Raw genomic sequence first — 19478 nt, 5'->3', positions numbered from 1 at the left:
CGCGCGGCGGGGCCGCTACGCCGGGGTCGGCTTGCCGGGCTCACCCCGGCGGGCCGCGATGCCGCGGACCAGCTGCCAGGTCAGGACCGGGGCCAGCGCCGCCATGCCCGCGAGGAAGGCCGTGAGGTTCCCGAAGGCCAGGGCCAGCGACACCGGTACGCCCACCGCCGGGTCCGCGAAGGCCAGCCACGGGTCCACCCGCTCCCCCGGCCGGGAGCGGAGCGCGGGCCGCAGGGCCCGTACGGCGTACACGAACTGTGCAGCGGCGGCGGCCAGCAAGAGCCAGCGGGCCGCGGAAGGTATGTCCACACGGGCGAATCTAGGCCATGCGACCGCACCGCGCGCACGGCCGCGGTCTGAACTCGGGGCGAACGCGCGTCACTCGGGGACCAGCGTGTTCTCCGACCGGCGCCCCGCCACGTAGTCCGCGACGTTCCGGACCGTCGTGTCGATGATCTGCCCCACCGCGTCGTGCGTGTAGTACGCCTGGTGAGAGGTCACCACGACGTTCGGGAACGTGATCAGCCGTGCCAGGGTGTCGTCCTCGACGGCCTCCAGGGACTTGTCCAGGAAGAACAGCCCTGCCTCCGCCTCGTACACGTCCAGTCCCACCCCCTCGAATCGCCCCGCCCGCAGCTGGGACACCAGCGCCTCCGAGTCGATCAGCCCGCCCCGGCTGGAGTTCACCAGGATCGCGTCGTCCTTCATCATCCGCAGCGCCGCCTCGTCGATGACGTGGTGCGTCGACTCCAGCAGCGGTACGTGCAGGCTGACCAGGTCCGCCGACGTGAACAGCTCCTCCTTGTCCACGTACTTCATGCCCAGCTCCACGCACGCCGGGTTCTCCACGACGTCCCAGCCCAGCAGGTTCATGCCGAAGCCGTGCGCGATCCGGGTGAACGCCTCGCCGATCTTCCCGGTACCGAGCACGCCCACCGTACGGCCGTGCATGTCGCGGCCCATCAGCCCGTTCAGCCGGAAGTCGAAGTCCCGTGTCCGGTTCGAGGCCCGGATGATCCGCCGGTTCACGGCCATCGCCAGGGTCCACGCGAACTCGGCCACGGAGTACGGGGAGTAGTACGAGACCCGGCTCACCGTCATGCCGAGCCGGCGGGCGACGTCCAGGTCGATGTTGTTGAAGCCCGTCGACCGCTGGGCGATCATCTTCGTCCCGCCCCCGGCCAGGGTCCGCAGCACCCGCCCGCTCAGATCGGCGTTCACGCTCGAAGAGACGACCTCGTACCCGGCCGCGATGGGGGCGGTGTCCTCGGTGAGGAAGACGTCCAGGCAGCGCACCTCGTGCTGCCCGGCGGCCGCGAAGGCCTTCTCGATCAGCGGCCTCTCGTCACCCTGCACCCCGAATGCCAGGATTTCCACGTTCGCTCCCGAGCTGTGCACAACCAAACGGACCATGGGTCGTTCCGGCACTTTACGTCCGATACCGCCCATGGCCCGTTCACCCACTCCGAACCGGCCCGCTCCGGCTCAGCCGAAGAACACCCCGACCTCCGTGTACAGCGCCGGGTCCACCGTCTTCAGCCTGGCCGTCGCCTCGGCGATCGGGACCCGCACGATGTCCGTGCCCTTCAGCGCGACCATCTTCCCGAAGTCGCCCTCGTGCACGGCGTCGATCGCGTGCAGCCCGAACCGCGTCGCCAGCCACCGGTCGAACGCGCTCGGCGTGCCGCCGCGCTGGATGTGCCCGAGCACCGTGGTCCGGGCCTCCTTGCCGGTCCGTGCCTCGATCTCCTTGGCCAGCCACTCCCCCACGCCCGACAGCCGCACGTGCCCGAACGAGTCGGTGGTGGCGTCCTTCAGCACCATCTCCCCGTCCTTGGGCATCGCACCCTCCGCGACCACCACGATCGGCGCGTAGCTCGCCTTGAACCGGGAGGTCACCCACGCGCACACCTGGTCCAGGTCGAAGCGCTGTTCCGGGATGAGGATGACGTTGGCTCCGCCGGCCAGCCCGGAGTGCAGGGCGATCCAGCCGGCGTGCCGGCCCATCACCTCGACGACCAGCACCCGCATGTGCGACTCGGCCGTGGTGTGCAGCCGGTCGATGGCCTCGGTGGCGATGCCGACCGCCGTGTCGAAGCCGAAGGTGTAGTCCGTGGCCGACAGGTCGTTGTCGATGGTCTTCGGGACGCCGACGCAGGGGATGCCGTACTCGCCGTACAGCTTGGCGGCCACGCCCAGGGTGTCCTCGCCGCCGATCGCGACGAGGGCCTCGACCTCGTACTTGGCGAGGTTCTCCTTGATCTGCCGGACCCCGTTCTCCTGCTTGAACGGGTTGGTCCGCGAGGAGCCGAGGATCGTGCCGCCGCGCGGCAGGATGCCGCGGACGGCGGGGATGCCGAGCGGGACGGTGTCGCCCTCGATCGCGCCGCGCCAGCCGTCCTTGAACCCGACGAACTCGCAGGCGTACTCCTGGACGCCCTTGCGGACGACGGCCCGGATGACCGCGTTGAGACCGGGACAGTCGCCGCCGCCCGTCAGCACTCCGACCTTCATGGAATCTCCCTTCGCCACAGGGCCCGGCGAGCCCGCATGCCGGTCACGCTAATGGTGACTCAGGTCACAGCAAGGCCCTGGGGAGGGTCAATTCCGGTGGAAATACGGGGCGTTGCGTCCCACCGTTCACTCGTACGAGGACATGCGTACGAGGTGCGAGACGGTGAACGTCCCCCGTCACGCGTCGTCGAGACCGCGCTCTATCGCGTACCGGACGAGCTCGACCCGGTTGTGCAGCTGGAGCTTGCCGAGGGTGTTCTGCACGTGGTTCTGCACCGTGCGGTGCGAGATGACGAGGCGTTCCGCGATCTGCTTGTACGAGAGCCCCTTGGCCACCAGCCGCAGCACCTCGGTCTCCCGGTCGGTCAGCTGGGGGACCTTGGGCTCGTCGGGGGCCGCGGGCGCCGGGTCGGTGGCCAGGCGCCGGTACTCGCCGAGCACCAGCCCGGCCAGGCCCGGGGTGAACACCGGGTCGCCCGCGGCGGTGCGGCGGACGGCGTCGATCAGCTCCTGTGCGCCCGCGGACTTCAGCAGGTAGCCGGTGGCGCCGGACTTCACCGCCTCCAGGACGTCGGCGTGCTCCCCGCTCGCGGACAGCACCAGGACGCGCAGCGCGGGGTCGGCGCCGACGAGCTCCTTGCACACCTGCACCCCGGGCATGCCGGGCAGGTTGAGGTCGAGGACCAGGACGTGCGGGGCGGCGGGCACGGCCCGGCGGACGGCCTCGGGGCCGTCGCCGGCCGTGGCGACCACGTCGAAGCCCGCGGCGGCGAGGTCGCGGGCGACCGCGTCCCGCCACATGGGGTGGTCGTCGACGACCATCACCTTGATCTCGTGCGGCTGCGGCTGCTGCTCGGCGCTCTGGCTCACTGGGTTCTCCCCCTCGGTACTTTCAGTTCCACTTCGGTGCCCTGCCCGGGGACGGACACCAGCTCGGCGCTGCCGCCGAGGTCCCGCAGCCGGCCGCGGATGGACAGGGCCACGCCCATCCGGCCCTCGCCCTCGGCCTGGTCGAGGCGGCCGGCCGGGATGCCCGGGCCGTCGTCGCGAACGGTCACGATCACCTCGTCGCCCCAGTCCTCGACCAGGATCCAGGCCCTGGCCCCGTCCCCCGCGTGCTTGCGCACGTTGTCGAGGGCGGCCCCGACGGCCGCGGCCAGCTCCTTCGCCGCGGGCACCGGCAACAGCACCGGCGTACCCGGCTCGGCGAAGCTGACCCGGGACCCCGCGTGCGGGGCGAGCAGGCTCCGCAGGTCCAGCTCGCCTTCGTCGGCGCCGGGCTCGTCCACCTCGTACGAGTCCACCAGCGCGCCGAGCGACCCGTCCCGGGAGATCCGGGAGGTGGGCACCAGCCCGCTGGAGACCAGGGTGCGCAGCGCCACCTCCTGCTCCCCGGCCATCCGGCCGAGCTCGGCGGCCTCCCCGCCCAGCTCGGTGCCGCGCCGCTGGACCATGGCGAGGACCTGGAGGACCCCGTCGTGGATGTCGCGGGCGAGCCGCTCGCGCTCACGGGTGGCGGCCTCGATCTCCAGGGCGCGGGCCAGGGTGGCCTCACTGGCCCGGGCGACCTCGACGACGTACCCGATGGCGATGGAGGCGACCCAGACCAGCAGCACGTTGTGCAGGGTGTCGCGGGTGGGCTGGCCGCCGTGCACGACGATGTTGGCCGCGGCCACGAAGGTCGAGGCGAAGCCGGCCCAGCGCCAGCCGCCCTTGATCGCGAAGGCGAGTACGGAGCCCGCGGTCCAGATGGAGGGGAGGGTGGGGCCGCCCCCGGCGATCCGCTCGTGGGTGTCCGCGATCGGGGTGAGCAGGATGCCGGCGAGCGCGACGGTGAGGTCGGCACCCAGGAACCGCTTGGTGCAGCTGGCGGCGTTCGCCACCCGGCGGTGGGTGGCCAGGGTCCAGACGGCGAGTACGGCGAGGTAGCCGGCCGCGACCCAGGGCCGGTCGAAGTCCCGGTACGCCGAGGCGAACAGCAGGCCTGCGTAGACCATGGTGAGCAGCCGGTAGGCGGTCAGTGCCCGCCACAGCGGCTGCTCGACCGACATGCGCACGACACGTTCGCGTTTCGCCATCTCCCCCACCCCGTGCGGGCGATGCCGCCCGTGCTCTACTCCGCGGCCTTCTCGGCGCCCTTGTCGTTCTTGTCGGCGTTCTTGTCGGCGGCGGCCTTGGCGGCCTTCTCCGCCTTCTCCGCGTCGGCGATCTGGCGCTTGGCGGCCGTCGCGTAGATGTCGACGTACTCCTGGCCGGACAGCTTCATGATCTCGTACATGACCTCGTCGGTCACCGAGCGCAGGATGAAGCGGTCTCCGTCCATGCCGTGGTAGCGGCTGAAGTCGATCGGCTTGCCGATCCGGATGCCGGGGCGCATCAGCTTGGGGACGACCTTGCCGGGCGGCTGGATCTTCTCCGTGTCGATCATCGCCACGGGAATGACCGGCGCCCCGGTGGCCAGGGCCACGCGGGCCAGGCCGCCGGGCTTGCCGCGGTAGAGGCGGCCGTCGGGTGAACGGGTCCCCTCGGGGTAGATACCGAACAGCTCCCCGCGCTCGATGACCTCGATGCCGCTCCTGACGGCGGCCTCGCCCGCACCGCGCGCGCCGGAGCGGTCCACCGGGAGCTGGCCGACGCCCTTGAAGAAGGCGGCCGTCAGCTTGCCCTTGACGCCCGGGGAGGTGAAGTACTCCGCCTTCGCGATGAAGGTGACCTTCCGGTCCAGCACGGCCGGCAGGAAGAAGGAGTCCGAGAAGGACAGGTGGTTGCTCGCGAGGATCGCCGGCCCCTCGGCGGGAATGTTCTCGAGGCCCTCCACCCACGGCCTGAAGGCGAGCTTCAGGGACCCCCCGATGGAGAACTTCATTGCGCCGTAGATCAACTCGAAAGCCTTCCTGTGTCTGTCGAACAGACCATATCCCCTGGCTCGGGGCGGAGGGGGCGACGACCCTGGTCGGTGTCACCCCCGTCGCGTACGGTGAAGTCACACAGCGCTACGCACCCCCCACCCGTCGAAGGAGACCCTGGTGCCCGTCCTCCCTGGAGCCGAGCCGTTCCGCCACGAGGGCGGAGAGGTCGGTGTCCTCCTCTGCCACGGCTTCACCAGTACCACTCAGTCCATGCGCCCGTGGGCGGAGTACCTGGCCGAGCAGGGTCTGACGGTCTCCGTGCCGCTGCTGCCCGGGCACGGGACGCGCTGGCAGGACATGCAGCTCACCGGCTGGCAGGACTGGTACGCCGAGGTGGACCGGGCGCTGCGGGAGCTGCTGGACCGGTGCACGAAGGTGTTCGTCTTCGGGCTGTCGATGGGCGGCGCGCTGACCCTGCGGCTGGCGGCCCGGCACGGTGACGCCGTGAGCGGCATCGTCCTGGTCAACCCGGTCAACAAGATCAACGACCCGATGGCCTTCGCCCTTCCGGTCGCGCAGCACTTCCTGCGGTCCACCCCGGGCATCGCGAGCGACATCGCGAAGCCGGGTGTCGCCGAGGTCGGCTACACCCGGGTCCCGACCCGGGCCGCGGCCTCGCTGCGGCAGTTCCTGCGGCTGGTCGACACCGAGCTGCCCCAGGTCACGCAGCCGGTGCTGCTGCTGCACAGCGTGCAGGACCACGTCGTGAACCCGGCCGACTCGGCGCGGATCCTCGCGCGGATCTCGTCGACGGACGTCACCGAGACCCTGCTGGAACAGAGCTACCACGTCGCGACGTTGGACCATGACGCGGAGCGGATCTTCGCGGACAGTTTTGCGTTCGTCGGGCGGCTCGCGGAGAGCGTCGGCAGGGAGGGGGCGGCCAGCGGTGGCTGAGCACGAGGAGTCCCCGGGGGGTGTACCCCCGCTGGACGAGGAGGCGGCCTGGGCGGCGATCGTCGCCGGGTACGGGCAGGAGCCGCCGGATCCGCCGGGGGCCAGGCCGTTCCGGCCGATCGAGAACCTGATGCTGCCGGAGGAGGACGTGGAGCCGGAGCCCTCGGCGCCCGCGCCCTCCGCGGAGCCGCCGCAGGCTCCGGCCGAGCCGCCGCCCGCGCCGACGGCGTTGGGGAGCTCGGTGGTGTTCGCGCCGGGGGTGGGCATCGGCGGGACGGGGCCCGGGACCGGGCCCCGCGATCACACGCCGGCGGAGCCGGACGAGACGGACGAGGGCCACTTCGTCCCGCCGGAGCCCGAGCTGCCGCCGGCGGACACGACGGCGAAGTTCGCGTGGCTGGCGGTGGTGGGCGGGCCGGTGCTGCTGCTGGTGGCGGTGCTGCTGCAGTGGGACATGACGTGGTGGCTCACGACGCTGGGGATCGGTGGGTTCCTGGGCGGGTTCGCGACGCTCATCGCGCGGATGTCCCAGGGTGACGACGAGGATGACGATCCCGGGCGCGGAGCCGTGGTGTAGGACGGGTTCCACCGTGAGGCGCGGGGTCCGGGGCGGCTGCGCCCCGGACCCCGCGCCTCACGCGCCGGCGCCGGCCGGGAGGCGGAAGGTGGCCAGGACCGGGAGGTGGTCGGTCGCCTTGTCCAGGTCCGATTCCGTGATGCCCGGCAGCGGCGTCGGGACGCCGCAGGTGAGGACCTCCACGCCCCGCGTTGCGAAGATCGCGTCGATACGGCGGGGCGGGGTCGAGCGGACGAAGGTGTGCTCACCGCCCCAGGGGGCGACCGTCCAGCAGTCCTGGAGCTCCGCGGACAGCCGGCGGAACGCCGGGCCCGACGGGGGCTCGTTGATGTCGCCCGCCGCGATGGCGTACGGGGCGTCCGCGGACCCCAGGCGGTCCAGCAAGAGGTCGGCCTGGGCCCGGCGTTCGGCCCCGTCCAGCGACAGGTGTGCGCTCAGCACCGCCACCCGCGCCGCCCCGAAGCGGACCACCGCCGTGGCGAAGCCCCGCCGGTGCAGGCCGGGCGTCAGGGGAAGCAGGACGTCTTCCGTCCGTTCCACGAAGGCCCTCAGGGAGCAGAGCAGGAGCGGGCCCGCGGCCGTGGCGCCTCCGCTCAGCACCACCAGGTCGGTCTTCGAGGCCAGCCGCGCCGCGTGCTTGCGCCAGCGGAAGAACCGTGGGGCCTCCTGGACGAACACCAGGTCGGGGGCGCAGGCGCGGATCACCCGGACCAGCGCCTCCTCGTCGTCCCGCATCGAGCGGATGTTGTAGCTGAGGGCTCGGATCACCGCGGAACCGTCGGGTTCCGTCACAGAGTTCGGGAGCATGGACGGCAACATAGCCAGACTGCCCGCCGTCCCACAGAGGGCGCGGCGGGCAGTTCGGACAACGGTCGGTGTCAGCCCTGGCGGGCCAGGTCCGCAGCGCCCACGAGCCCGGCCTTGCCGCCGAGCTGCGCGGCCAGCACCTGGGCGTGCGGGCGCCACGCGCCGCCGACCAGCCAGCGCTTGAAGGACTTGCGGATCGGGTCGAGGACGAGGTCGCCCTCGTCGGAGACCCCGCCGCCGACGATGAAGGCCGACGGGTCGAAGAGCGAGGCCAGGTCGGCCAGGCCCGCGCCCGCCCAGCGGGCCAGCTCGCGGAAGGCGTCGACGGCCACCAGGTCACCGGCCCGTGCGGCCTCGCTGATGTGCTTGCCCTCGATGCCGTCGGGAGTGCCGTCGCCGAGCGCGAGCAGGGCCACCGCGTTCTCGGGGGTGGCGGCGGCGCGCTGCTTCGCGTACCGGACGAGCGCGCGGCCGGAGGCGTACTGCTCCCAGCAGCCCTGGCTCCCGCACCCGCACAGGAGGCCGTCCGGGACCACCCGGATGTGCCCGAACTCGGCGGCCACGCCGAAGCGTCCGCGGCGCAGCTTGTTGCCGATGATGATGCCGCCGCCCAGGCCCGTGCCGAGCGTGATGCAGATGACGTCCTCGTGGCCCTGGCCGGCGCCGAAGCGGTACTCGCCCCAGGCCGCGCAGTTCGCGTCGTTCTCGACGACGACCGGCAGGCCGATGCGCTGCTCGACCTTGTCCTTGAGCGGCTCGTGGCGCCAGTTGATGTTCGGCGCGAAGAGCACGGTCGCGCGCTTGTCGTCCACGTATCCGGCGGCGCCGATGCCGACGGCCTCGATGGTGTGGTTGCTGCTGACTTCGGACACTGCGGCGCAGATCGCGTCCGTCACTCCGTCCGCGGTCGGCGGGGTGGGCACCTTGTACGTCTCAAGGATGGTGCCCTCTTCGTCGACCACGCCGGCCGCGATCTTCGTGCCGCCGATGTCGACGCCGATGGTGAGTCCCATTAGTCCCTCGGTTTCCGGTCAAACCCCGCCACGGCCAACGGTACCCGAGGGCGAGGGGGCATCCGGCGGATCAGTGCCGGACCCCACGGGCCCGTTCATGATCCGTCGGCCCCCCTGAGGGTCTCAGTCGAGATCGATCCGCTGCGTCGGACCGCTCCCGCCCTCGTCACGCGGGTCGGAGTGGTCACTGGAGGGATGATCAGCGGGAGCGCCGGGGGCGGGCTCGTCGCGGGTCCAGCGGCGCTCGTGGCCCTCGACGGCCGAGCGGTAGGCGGCGAGCAGCTCGGAGCCGGCGGCCGCGAGGTGGTCGAAGACATCGGGGTTGCGCTCTACGACGGGCTTGGCGGCGGCCTTCGCCTGGTTGACGAACTGGCGTACGGCGCCCTGGGCGGCGGCGCCGAGCAGCGGGTTGTTCAGCGCGGACACCTTGTCGGCGACCGCCTCGAACAGCTTGAACAGCTCCTCGGCGGCGGTCCCGGTGCCGCCGGCGCCGCCCGCGCCCTCTCGGGACCGGCGGCGCTCCTGCTCTGCGGCGAGGTCCTCGGCGCAGGCCTTGGCCCAGGCGTCGTCGTCGGTGGGACGGGGACGGTCGGTGGCCTCGCTCATGGCGGACTCTCCTGCGGCAGCTGCTGGGCGTGCGGACGTACTACCTCCGACGGTACCCGAACGGGGGTACGCGGTTCAGGGCCTGCGGGGCCAGAGCCCCGGGTCCGGCGTGAAGCGGATGCGCAGCACCCCGTCGGCGAGGGCGGCGCCGGACACCGTGCAGCGGCGCAGCGCGGAGGGCAGCGGAACGATCCTGCGGTACGGGCCCGCGGCGAGCAGCAGCTCGTCGCCGCGCCGGACCAGGTCGAGGTCCCGCTTGTGGGCGCCGGGCAGCGGCACCACCCAGACGAGTACCCCGTCGTCGGCGAGCCGGTCCTCGACCGCCCAGGCCCGGCGGGCGCGGGCGGCCCCCGAAGGGGGTGGAACGAGCCCCTGCGCCCCGGTGAGCCGGAGCAGGTCGTCCGGCCCCTGCGGGTCCCGCCCGAGGTGGCCGAGCGGCAGTACGGGCACGTCCTCGGCGGCCCCGGCCCACTGGGCGGCGTACTTCTCCTGCTGGGCGGCGAGCCCGGCCAGCCAGGGGTCGGGCGAGCCCTGGGGCACCGTCCGGTTGGCGACGATCGCGGCGACCGGGAGCTGTTCGAGGGCGAGGCCGAGCAGCCCGGTCCGCAGCGCGGCGTCGGCGCCCGGTCCCGGCTCGGCGACCACCCGCAGCGAGGTGGTGCCGGCCTCCACGACGGCCTGGACGGCGGCCAGCTCCTCGTCCCAGCGCGCGGCGGCCTCGTACAGCCACTGCGCGGGCATGGGCACGCCGGCCAGCTGGGCCAGTACGGGCCGCAGGGCGCGGGCCGCCTGCCGCTCGGCCGGGAGCAGCCGGGCCAGGTAGCGGCGCAGCTGGGCGGGGAGGGCGAGGGCGGCCACGGCCTGGTGCAGCGGCGGCAGGTCGACCACGACGAGGTCGGTCTCCGGGGCCGCGGCGGCCCGGCGCAGGGCGCGCAGCAGGGCGAACTGCTCGGCGCCGGGCAGCTCGGTGAGCTCCTCGGCCCCGAGCGGCCGGGCCCCGACCATGCCGAGGAGGGCCGATCCGCGCTCCTGGAGGGCGACGAGCTCCTCGCGGAACTCCGCGCCGGAGTCCACGCGGGCCACGAGCACCCCGCCGGCCGGTACGGCGGCCAGCCCGGGCGCGGCTTCGACGGGCTCCCCCGTCGGCTCCCCGACCAGTGCGGCCAGGGGATCCCCGGCGTCCCCGGAGAGCAGCAGCACCCGCGCACCGTTCCCGGCGGCGGCGAGGGCAGTGGCGGCGGCCACGGTGGTCCGCCCGGCCCCGCCGGGACCGGTGATCAGCAGGATGCGCATGGATCAGGCCGACTCGACGCGCTTCTTCAGGCCCGCCAGGGCGCGGTCGATGATGACCTTCTCCGCCTTGCGCTTGATCATGCCGAGCATCGGGATCTTGACGTCGACGGTCAGCTGGTAGGTGACCTCGGTGCGCTTGCCGCCGTCCAGCGGGGCGAGCCGGTACGAGCCGTCGAGCTGGCGCAGCATCTGCGACTTGTCCAGGGTCCAGCTGACCTCGTCCGCGCCCTTCCAGGAGTAGGCGAGGGTGTGGTCGTCCTTGATCGCGCCCGCGTCGAGCAGCAGCCGGACCTTCTCGGCGCGGCCCTCGGCGTCGGTGGCCAGCACCTCGGCCTCCTTCACCTCGCCGGTCCACTCGGGGTAGCGGGCGAAGTCGGCGATCACGGCCATCACGTCGGCCGGCGCCGCCTCGATCGTGATGCTCGAGCTGGTGTGTTCGGCCATGGCGGTCGCCCCTCCAGGGATTGTTCGAGGAAGTGTGCGGCCTGCGGCCGCCGCGTGCAGGCTACCGTGCGTGCGGAGGTCACCACTCCAGGGCCCGGCTCACCACTCCAGGGCCCACGGCCTGCCGGTGGCGGCGAAGTGGCCGACGTTCACGCACTCCGTGCCGCCGATGCGCATCCGCCGCGCCAGCGGCTGGTGCACGTGTCCGAACAGCGCGTACCGCGGCCTGGTCCGCCGGATCGCCGCGAGCAGGGCCTCGCTGCCCCGTTCGAACCGGCGCGCGACCGTGTCGTAGCAGAGCTCCGGCACCTCCGGCGGGATGTGGGAGCACAGCACGTCGACCTCGCCGAGCGCCTCGACCTTGGCGGCGTACTCCTCCTCGTCCACCTCGTACGGGGTGCGCATCGGAGAGGGCAGTCCGCCTCCGATGAAGCCGAAGACGCGGCCGCCGATCTCCACCCGCTGCCCGTCGAGGACGGTGGTGCCGGGTCCGGCGTACTCGGCCCACAGACCCGGGATGTCGACATTGCCGTAGGTGGCGTACGTGGGCTGCGGGAACGCGGCGAACATCTCGGCGTACTGGCGGCGCACCGCGCCCTCGATCAGCCGTTCCCGGTCGAGCCCGGCCCACAGCCGGCGCCCGAGGTCGCGGGCCTCCTCGAAGCGGCGCTCGGTGCGCAGCTCCACGATCCGGTCGGCGTTCTCGACCCCGAACAGGTCGGGGAAGATGCCGCGCGAGTGGTCGGCGTAGTCGAGGAAGAGCACGAGGTCGCCGAGGCAGATCAGCGCGTCGGCGCCGTCCCCGGCCCGGGCGAGCGCCGCGGCGTTGCCGTGGACGTCGCTGACGACGTGGACGCGCGTGCTGCTTTTCCTGCCACCCATGCGCCCCACCCTAGGGGCGCCCGGGAGCCGGGGGTAGACGGGGCCCGCACAGGCGGCCTACCTGCGGTTACTTCCGAGTCGCAAACGGGGTCGACTACTGTCGGCATGGCAGAGCCGTGTCATGTGACGCACGGAACATCTGGCCGGTTCCCTCTATCCGGAACCCACTACCGGTGGGTAACGTCCGGTCGGTCCACATGGTGGCGATGGCGCCCAGAGGAGCAGCAGTCTTGCGCGAGTTCAGCCTTCCGGCCCTGTACGAGGTCCCGTCGGACGGGAACCTGACGGATCTCATCCGCCGCAACGCCGCTCAGCATCCCGACACCGCAGTCATGGGCCGCAAGGTCGACGGCGGCTGGCAGGACGTGACGGCGACCGAGTTCCTCGCCGAGGTGCGGGCCGCCGCGAAGGGCCTGATCGCGTCCGGCATCCGGCCGGGCGACCGCGTCGCGCTGATCTCGCGCACCCGCTACGAGTGGGTGCTGCTCGACTTCGCGATCTGGAGCGCGGGCGGCGTCACCGTCCCCGTGTACGAGACCAGCTCGCCCGAGCAGATCCAGTGGATCCTCGGCGACTCCGGCGCCGTCGCCGTGATCGCCGAGAGCCCCGCCCACAGCGCGGCCGTGGCCTCGCTGCGCGACCGGCTGCCGGAGCTGCGCGAGGTCTGGGAGATCGAGCAGGGCGCGCTCGCGGCTCTGAACACCGCGGGCAGCGCGGTCACCGACGCCGAGGTCGACGCGCGCAGCTCCCTCGCGAACGCCGACGACCCGGCCACCATCGTCTACACCTCGGGCACCACCGGCCGCCCCAAGGGCTGCGTGCTGACCCACCGCAACTTCTTCGCCGAGTGCGGCAACGTGGTGGAGCGCCTGAGCCCGCTGTTCCGCACCGGCGAGTGCTCCGTGCTGCTCTTCCTGCCCGCCGCGCACGTCTTCGGACGCCTGGTGGAGGTGGCCGCCGTACTGGCGCCGATCCGCCTGGGCTGCGTACCGGACATCAAGAACCTCACCGACGAGCTGCAGTCCTTCCGCCCCACGCTGATCCTCGGCGTGCCGCGCGTCTTCGAGAAGGTCTACAACTCGGCGCGCGCCAAGGCCCAGGCCGACGGCAAGGGCAGGATCTTCGACGCGGCGGCCGAGACGGCCATCGCGTACAGCCGGGCGCTGGACGCCCCGGGCGGCCCGTCCTTCGGCCTGAAGCTGAAGCACAAGCTGTTCTCGAAGCTCGTCTACAGCAAGCTGCACACGGTCCTCGGCGGGCGCGGCGAGTACGCGATCTCCGGCGGCGCCCCGCTGGGCGAGCGGCTCGGCCACTTCTTCCGCGGCATCGGCTTCACGGTCCTGGAGGGCTACGGCCTGACGGAGTCCTGCGCGGCCACCGCCTTCAACCCGTGGGACCGTACGAAGATCGGTACGGTCGGCCAGCCGCTGCCGGGCTCCGTGGTGCGCATCGCCGACGACGGCGAGGTGCTGCTGCACGGCGAGCACATCTTCAAGGAGTACTGGAAGAACGAGACGGCGACCGCCGAGGCGCTGACCGACGGCTGGTTCCACACCGGCGACGTCGGCACCCTCGACGAGGACGGCTACCTCGCGATCACCGGGCGCAAGAAGGAGCTCATCGTCACGGCGGGCGGCAAGAACGTGGCCCCCGCGGTGATCGAGGACCGGATCCGGGCGCACGCGCTGGTCGCGGAGTGCATGGTGGTCGGCGACGCGAGGCCGTTCGTGGCCGCGCTGGTCACGATCGACGAGGAGTTCCTGGGCCGCTGGGCCGCGGAGCACGGCAAGCCGGCCGGGGTCACGGCCGCGGAGCTGCGCGAGGACGCGGACCTCATCGCCGCCGTCCAGCAGGCCGTGGACGACGGCAACGCGGCGGTTTCCAAGGCGGAATCGGTGCGGAAATTCCGCATTCTGCCCTCCCAGTTCACGGAGGAGTCGGGTCACATCACGCCTTCGCTGAAGCTGAAGCGGAATGTGGTGGCGAAGGACTTCGCGGACGAGATCGAGGCCCTGTACCGGGGCTGAGGCCCGGCGGCTAGCGCGGGTCCTCCGCGAGGATCCGCGCCATGTTCCGTTCCGCGAGCGCGGTGATGGTGACGAACGGGTTGACCCCGAGCGAGCCCGGGATCAGGGAGCCGTCGACGACGTACAGCCCCTGGTGGCCCTTGGCGCGGCCGTAGTCGTCGGTCGCGTCGCCGAGGACGCAGCCGCCGAGCGGGTGGTACGTGAAGTTGTCGGCGAAGTTCCTGTTGTCGCCGAACAGGTCGTACCGGTAGATCGTGAAATTGGCCCGGTTGATCCGGTCGAAGAGGTTCTTGGCGGCCTGGACCGACGGGGTGTTCTGGTCGCGGCGCCAGTTGAGCCGCGCCGAGTCGGTGGCCGCGTCGTAGGTGAAGTGGCCGCGCTCCGGGTTCTTGGTGATGGCCAGGTACATCGAGATCCAGTGCTCGAAGCCCATCGGCAGCGGGGCGATCTCGGCGAACACCGGGTTGGCGGCGTTGTCCCAGTCGTCGATGCCCAGGGCGGGCATGGTGGCCTGGTTGCAGCCGACGGTGTCCCACAGGTGGTTGGCCCGGGCGGTCATGATGTTGCCGTTGTGTCCCCAGCCCAGCCCGACCTTCTCGCTGAGCCCGGGCAGGGTGCCGCGCTCGCGGGCGCGCAGCAGGATCTCGGTGGTGCCGAGGCTGCCGGCGCCGAGGAAGAGCTGTTTGCAGCCGAGTTCCCTGACCTGGGTGACCCGTCCCGTCAGATCGCTGGTCTGCACGGTGAGCACGTAGCCGCCGGCCGGCTCCTGGCGGACGCCGACGACGCGCTGCATGGTCTCGATGGTGACGTTGCCCGTGCCGATCGCGGCCGCGAGGTAGGTCTTGTCGACGCTCTTCTTGCCGAAGTTGTTGCCGTAGATGACCTCTCCGGCCAGCGCCGAGCGGGTGGCGGTGCCCGCGGCCTCGCGCTGCATGTACCGGAAGTCGTACACGTTCGGCACGAAGGTGGTCTTCAGGCCGGTGTTCTGGGCGTGCTTGCGGGAGATCCGGGCGAACCGGTACCACTCCGTGGACTCGAACCAGCCCGGGTCGATGTCGTTGACGCCCAGCATGGCGCGGGCGCGCGGGTAGTACGTGCCGTACATCTCGTCGGCGTCGACCCGGGGCAGCACCTCGGAGAAGTACGAGCGCCGGGGTGTCGGGGCCATGCCGCCGTTGACGAGGGATCCTCCGCCGACGCCGCGGCCGACGTAGACGGACATGTCGCCGTGGTTCACGCGGTCGAGGACGCCGGGGTAGGGGCTGATGTCCCGGTTGACGACGTCGAGCCAGAGGAACTGGGCGAGCGGGGCCTCGGTGCGGGTGCGGAACCACATGGAGCGCTGGTCGGGCGCGGAGGTGGAGGGGAAGACCTTGCCGTCCGGGCCCGGGGTGTTCCAGAGCCGGCCCATCTCCAGGACGACGGTCCGTACGCCGGCCTGCCCGAGCCGGAGGGCGGCCACGGCCGAGCCGTAGCCGGAGCCCACGACGATGGCGGGGGCGTACTGCGCGGCGGGGGGTTCCGCGGCGGCGGCCGATTGGATACCGATGCGGGTGAAGCCGAGGGCCGCGGCGGTCTGGAGGGCGCCGATACCCAGGAAGTGACGGCGCGTCAGCTGAGGTGTCATGGCCGCATCATGGGCGGAATCGGGCCGTCCACCCAGAGGCGGTGTTGACAGACATCTGAGGAACAGTCAGGTGTGGCGGAGGATCACGGTCCGGGATCCCGGGCCCGACGGCGCGGACCCGCACCCGCCGCGGCTCCGGCTCCTGGCGCGGGGCCTCGCCGAAGGCGAGCACGCCGCATCTCGTGGCGCGGTACGCCGCGGCCGCGGCCCGGTCGCCCGCCAGGGGGGACCCGTTGACGATGACGGCCACCTTCCGGGGCCGGTCAGAGCAGTTCGCGCAGCCGGTCGGCCAGCAGGTCCCAGCGCCACTTCTCCTCGACCCAGGCGCGGCCCCGCTCGCCCATGCGGCGGCGCAGTTCCGGGTCCCGGAGCAGGGCGATCACGCGCTCCGCCGCGTCCTCGGGGACCCCGCCCCGCACCACCCAGCCCGTCTCGCCCTCCAGTACCGCGTCCGGCGCCCCGCCGGAGTCGCCCGCGACCACCGGCAGTCCGGTCGCCGAGGCCTCCAGGTAGACGATGCCCAGGCCCTCCACGTCCAGCCCGCCCCGCCGGGTCCGGCAGGGCATCGCGAAGACGTCCCCGGCGCCGTAGTGGGCGGGCAGTTCGGCCCAGGGGACGGCGCCCGTGAAGACCACCGAGTCCGCGACCCCGGTGGAGACGGCCAGCGCCCGCAGGTCCGCCTCGTACGGGCCCCCGCCTACCACCAGCAGTACGGCGTCCGGCACCGCGGCCAGGATCCGCGGCATCGCCTCGATCAGGGTGTCCTGCCCCTTGCGCGGGACCAGCCGCGAGACGCAGACCACCACGGGCCGGTCCGACAGCCCCAGCCGGGCCCGGATCTCCGCCCCGCCCGACCCGGGGTGGAAGGTCTTCTCGTCCACCCCCGGAGGGAGTTGCACCATCCGCGCGGCCGCCCGGTCCGTCAGCGCCGAGGCGATCCGCGAGCGCGTGTACTCGCCCAGGTACGTCAGCGTGTCCGTGCCCTCGCCGATCCGGCGCAGCAGCTGCCGAGCGGCCGGCAGCTGCGCCCAGCCCGCCTCGTGCCCGTGGGTGGTGGCCACGATCCGCTTCGCCCCGGCCCTGCGCAGCGCCGGGCCCATCAGCCCCAGCGGGGCCGCCGCCCCGAACCACACCGACTCGCAGCCGTGCTCGCGCAGCAGCCCGACGGCCCGCCGGGTCACCCGCGGGGTCGGCAGCAGCATCGTCGTACGGTCGCGCACGACCTGGAACGGCTGCTCCGCGTCGAAGGCGGCGGTGGCCTCGCGCCCCTCCGCGCCGTGCTTCCAGGTGGAGGCGTAGACGACGATCCGGTCGGGATCCAGCCGCAGTGCCATGTTGTGCAGGAAGGCCTGGATGCCGCCCGGTCGCGGCGGGAAGTCGTTGGTCACGATCAGCGTCTTGTGCATCGCCTGCCGACAGTACCGGACGCCCCGGCGCGGCCCCTCCCCCAGCCACCGGCTCGGTCCCGGGGGGTGTCCGCACAAGCCCGCCTGCCCCGCGACGCCCGGCACACCGAGCGCACGCACCGGACGCCGCGGGACCGCCCTGCGGGCGGCCGGCGCCACTTGCGGACACCCCCCAGCTAGGGCGCGCCCAGCTCCTGGCGCAGGCTCGCCTGCCAGGCCAGGGTGAGACCGGGCAGATCGCCTCCGACGGTCTCCTCCAGGGCCGTGGCCAGGGGCTCGCGGCCCGCCCGTTCGTAGAGGCGGACCAGCGTGGTGTCGCCCCACTTGGCCGCGATCAGCCGGCAGGCCAGCCAGGCGCCCTCGTACGCGCGGGCCAGCGCCTGCGGGTCGCCGCCGAAGGCGAACGCCCCGTCGGCGGGGAGCGCGGCCGGCAGCTCCCCCGCGCGGACCGCCCGGCCCAGCGCGGGCGCGCCCTGCTGCGCGGTGGTGGACCCTCCGCGGTACGCCGCCCAGTCCGCGAAGCCCTCGGAGAGCCACAGCGGGGTCCGGGCGGTGGTGGCGGCCCGGGTGGCCACGTGCGTGACCTCGTGGGTCAGGACCACCCCCCGGCCCGCCGCGCTGAGCTCCGCCCAGCCCTCCGGGTTGACGACGACGCGGTCGGCGGGGGCCGACGCCGCGCCCACCCGGCCCGTCGTGACGGCCCCCATGCCCCGGTACTCGGCGGCCGGCCGGCCCAGCAGCTGCGCCATCCGCTCCAGCGAGCCCGGCACCAGCACCACCACCCGGCCCGCCCACGGCTTCGGCCAGGCGGCGCTCGCCGCGGGCACCGCCCGCTCGGCCTCCGCCGCGACCTCGGACAGGGTCTGCGGGGACCCGCCGGCGCCGAGCACGAGCGCGTGGGCGCCCTCGACCACCTCCACCGGGCCCTGGTCCCACAGCTGGGGCGGTGCGCCCGGCGCGGCCCGGTCCCCGGTGACCCGCCACGCCCCGCCGTCCCGGCTCAGCAGCACCTCGCGGGCCGACCCGGCCGCAGCCCTGTCGTAGCCGGTGAGCCGGTAGCGCAGCTCCGCCCGGGCAGTGGCCCGCTCGCCGTCGCGCCGGACCGCGGAGACCTCGTACGCCCATCCCTCCAGCGGGATCCGGGCGAGCTGCGCGGGCGGCGTCCGCGACCAGGCGGCGACGGCCTCCCGGATGTCCCCCTCGGCGGCGTCGCGCGGTGCGGGCGCGGCGCATCCGGCGAGCAGCACGCCCAGCAGGAGCGGCAGTACGCGCAGGAGGAAGGGCCGGTGGACCGGGGACATCCGACGATCGTACGCACGCCCCGGGCCGGGGGCGGCTCAGGGACGGGTCACGGAGGACACCGGCATCATCCCCACCGGGTCGTAGCGCACCCGCGCCCCCGGGTACGGGGCGTGCACCACCTGGCCGTTGCCGACGTACATGCCGACATGGCTGGCGTCGGAGCGGTACGTGACCAGGTCGCCAGGCTGCGCCTGCGAGAGCGGGACCTGGCGGCCCGCGTACCGCTGGGCCTGCGAGGTGCGCGGCAGGGAGACCCCCGCCTGCCGGTACGACCACACCATCAGCCCGGAGCAGTCGAATCCGGAGGGCCCGGTGGAGCCCCAGATGTACGGGCGGCCGACGGCGGCCCGGGCGGCCATCACGGCGGTCGCGGCGCGGCCCGAGGAGGGTCCGAGGGAGTTCGGCTCGGGCAGGCCGTCGGGGCGCCCGCCCGAGCGCGAGGCCCGCTCGAACTCGGCCCGCTCCTGGGTGGGCATGGCGTTGAGGAGCCGGCGGGCCGCGGCCAGCTTGGCGGTGACGGCGCGCTTCTGGCGGGCCACGTCGGCCCGTACGGTGTCGAGTTCGGCCAGCTTCTGCGAGGCCTCGTGGCGCTGCTGGCCCAGCCGGCGCTGCTCCTTGCGCAGTTCGTCGAGCTGTCGGGCCTGGCGGTCCGTCAGCCGGTTCAGCTGGGAGGCCTTGTCGAGGTACTCGTCGGGGTCCTCGGAGAGCATCAGCTCGACGGCGGGGTCGATGCCGCCGGAGCGGTACTGGGCTCCGGCGAAGGCGCCGAGGAGGCCGCGCATGGTGTTGATGCGCTCCTGGCCGCGGGCCAGTGCGTCCTGGGCCCGGTCGATCTCGGTGCGCAGCCGGCCGGCCCGCTCGTCCGCCCGGTTGTAGCGCTCGGTGGCCTGTTCGGCCTCCTCGAAGAGCCGGTCGACCTGGGCACGGGCGCCGGCCGCGGGCTCCTGCGGGAGGGTGGGGGCCGCGAGTGCCGGCGCGCCGGTCAGGGCTGCCGCGGCGGCGGCCGCGGCGGCGGTCAGGAAGGTGACCTTGGTGTTCCTGTCGAGGCTGCCGAGCCCGGGCCGACGATGGGACGCCACTGGAGCCGCTCCCTTCCGCTGCGCGGGACCGGGTCCGCCCCCCGTGGGCGGCCGTGTGCCGGGTTCCGCGCTGGCAGACAGTAACCGCGCCGCTA

19 protein-coding genes are annotated in these 19478 nt (G+C 73.2%); 3 read left to right on the top strand and 16 right to left on the bottom strand.

The window, feature by feature from the left end:
- Positions 1-15: 15 nt before the first annotated feature.
- The 6 genes from K7B10_RS28595 to K7B10_RS28570 form a co-directional block, all read right to left on the bottom strand.
- Entirely contained in the window at positions 16-309 is a 294-nt protein-coding gene (locus K7B10_RS28595) for a hypothetical protein (RefSeq protein WP_229340394.1), read from the bottom strand.
- Positions 310-378: 69 nt separating this feature from the next.
- Positions 379-1377: a 2-hydroxyacid dehydrogenase gene (locus tag K7B10_RS28590; RefSeq protein WP_229340392.1), complete on the bottom strand. Its 999-nt coding sequence runs from the start codon at positions 1375-1377 to the stop codon at positions 379-381.
- A gap of 108 nt (positions 1378-1485) precedes the next feature.
- The gene (locus K7B10_RS28585) at positions 1486-2514 is read right to left on the bottom strand and encodes a 6-phosphofructokinase (protein WP_229340390.1); all 1029 of its coding nucleotides are present in this window, start codon (positions 2512-2514) and stop codon (positions 1486-1488) included.
- Between the two features lie 177 nt (positions 2515-2691).
- On the bottom strand, positions 2692-3336 hold the full coding sequence (locus tag K7B10_RS28580; RefSeq protein ID WP_134075812.1) for a response regulator: 645 nt from the start codon (positions 3334-3336) through the stop codon (positions 2692-2694).
- Between the two features lie 44 nt (positions 3337-3380).
- Positions 3381-4592, bottom strand: coding sequence for a MacS family sensor histidine kinase (macS, locus tag K7B10_RS28575; RefSeq protein ID WP_229340388.1), 1212 nt, complete (start codon positions 4590-4592; stop codon positions 3381-3383).
- 35 nt (positions 4593-4627) lie between these two features.
- Entirely contained in the window at positions 4628-5380 is a 753-nt protein-coding gene (locus K7B10_RS28570; protein WP_229345475.1) for a lysophospholipid acyltransferase family protein, read from the bottom strand.
- A 160-nt stretch (positions 5381-5540) separates the two neighbouring features.
- On the opposite strand from K7B10_RS28570, the gene K7B10_RS28565 reads away from it, so the two are divergent.
- Both K7B10_RS28565 and K7B10_RS28560 read left to right on the top strand, forming a co-directional pair.
- On the top strand, positions 5541-6320 hold the full coding sequence (locus K7B10_RS28565; protein ID WP_229340386.1) for an alpha/beta hydrolase: 780 nt from the start codon (positions 5541-5543) through the stop codon (positions 6318-6320).
- The gene (locus tag K7B10_RS28560) at positions 6313-6897 is read left to right on the top strand and encodes a hypothetical protein (RefSeq protein WP_229340384.1); all 585 of its coding nucleotides are present in this window, start codon (positions 6313-6315) and stop codon (positions 6895-6897) included. Before K7B10_RS28565 ends, K7B10_RS28560 begins: the two co-directional genes overlap by 8 nt.
- A gap of 57 nt (positions 6898-6954) precedes the next feature.
- Here the strand turns inward: K7B10_RS28560 and K7B10_RS28555 are convergent, their stop codons facing one another.
- The 6 genes from K7B10_RS28555 to K7B10_RS28530 all read right to left on the bottom strand — a co-directional run bounded on the left by K7B10_RS28555 (position 6955) and on the right by K7B10_RS28530 (position 11942).
- On the bottom strand, positions 6955-7716 hold the full coding sequence (locus K7B10_RS28555; protein ID WP_229340383.1) for an endonuclease/exonuclease/phosphatase family protein: 762 nt from the start codon (positions 7714-7716) through the stop codon (positions 6955-6957).
- Between the two features lie 59 nt (positions 7717-7775).
- The gene (locus K7B10_RS28550) at positions 7776-8717 is read right to left on the bottom strand and encodes an ROK family glucokinase (RefSeq protein WP_229340381.1); all 942 of its coding nucleotides are present in this window, start codon (positions 8715-8717) and stop codon (positions 7776-7778) included.
- Between the two features lie 123 nt (positions 8718-8840).
- Positions 8841-9323 carry a DUF5304 domain-containing protein gene (locus K7B10_RS28545; protein WP_229340379.1) on the bottom strand — a complete coding sequence of 161 codons (483 nt, stop codon included), beginning with the start codon at positions 9321-9323 and terminating at the stop codon, positions 8841-8843.
- Positions 9324-9398: 75 nt separating this feature from the next.
- The gene (locus tag K7B10_RS28540; RefSeq protein WP_229340377.1) at positions 9399-10616 is read right to left on the bottom strand and encodes an ArsA family ATPase; all 1218 of its coding nucleotides are present in this window, start codon (positions 10614-10616) and stop codon (positions 9399-9401) included.
- A gap of 3 nt (positions 10617-10619) precedes the next feature.
- A complete protein-coding gene (locus K7B10_RS28535; protein WP_030863550.1) occupies positions 10620-11060 on the bottom strand; it encodes an SRPBCC family protein in 441 nt (146 codons plus the stop codon).
- A gap of 99 nt (positions 11061-11159) precedes the next feature.
- Positions 11160-11942 (bottom strand): metallophosphoesterase family protein, encoded by a 783-nt coding sequence (locus K7B10_RS28530; RefSeq protein ID WP_229340374.1) that lies wholly within the window; start codon positions 11940-11942, stop codon positions 11160-11162.
- A 230-nt stretch (positions 11943-12172) separates the two neighbouring features.
- Between K7B10_RS28530 and K7B10_RS28525 the strand changes: the two genes are divergently transcribed.
- Positions 12173-13969 (top strand): AMP-dependent synthetase/ligase, encoded by a 1797-nt coding sequence (locus K7B10_RS28525; protein ID WP_229340372.1) that lies wholly within the window; start codon positions 12173-12175, stop codon positions 13967-13969.
- Between the two features lie 10 nt (positions 13970-13979).
- Here K7B10_RS28525 and K7B10_RS28520 read toward each other — a convergent pair whose 3' ends face one another.
- The 4 genes from K7B10_RS28520 to K7B10_RS28505 all read right to left on the bottom strand — a co-directional run bounded on the left by K7B10_RS28520 (position 13980) and on the right by K7B10_RS28505 (position 19383).
- Positions 13980-15596 carry a GMC oxidoreductase gene (locus tag K7B10_RS28520; protein WP_229340370.1) on the bottom strand — a complete coding sequence of 539 codons (1617 nt, stop codon included), beginning with the start codon at positions 15594-15596 and terminating at the stop codon, positions 13980-13982.
- Between the two features lie 263 nt (positions 15597-15859).
- Entirely contained in the window at positions 15860-17002 is a 1143-nt protein-coding gene (locus K7B10_RS28515) for a glycosyltransferase family 4 protein (protein WP_229340368.1), read from the bottom strand.
- A gap of 176 nt (positions 17003-17178) precedes the next feature.
- Positions 17179-18303 (bottom strand): hypothetical protein, encoded by a 1125-nt coding sequence (locus tag K7B10_RS28510; RefSeq protein ID WP_229340366.1) that lies wholly within the window; start codon positions 18301-18303, stop codon positions 17179-17181.
- Positions 18304-18339: 36 nt separating this feature from the next.
- Positions 18340-19383 (bottom strand): C40 family peptidase, encoded by a 1044-nt coding sequence (locus K7B10_RS28505; RefSeq protein WP_229340365.1) that lies wholly within the window; start codon positions 19381-19383, stop codon positions 18340-18342.
- Positions 19384-19478 lie beyond the last annotated feature (95 nt).

The organism is Streptomyces flavotricini, from assembly GCF_020639365.1.
GTDB lineage: Bacteria > Actinomycetota > Actinomycetes > Streptomycetales > Streptomycetaceae > Streptomyces > Streptomyces flavotricini.
Note: the sequence above shows the minus strand (reverse complement) of the source record. Positions and strands in the feature narration are given on the sequence as shown.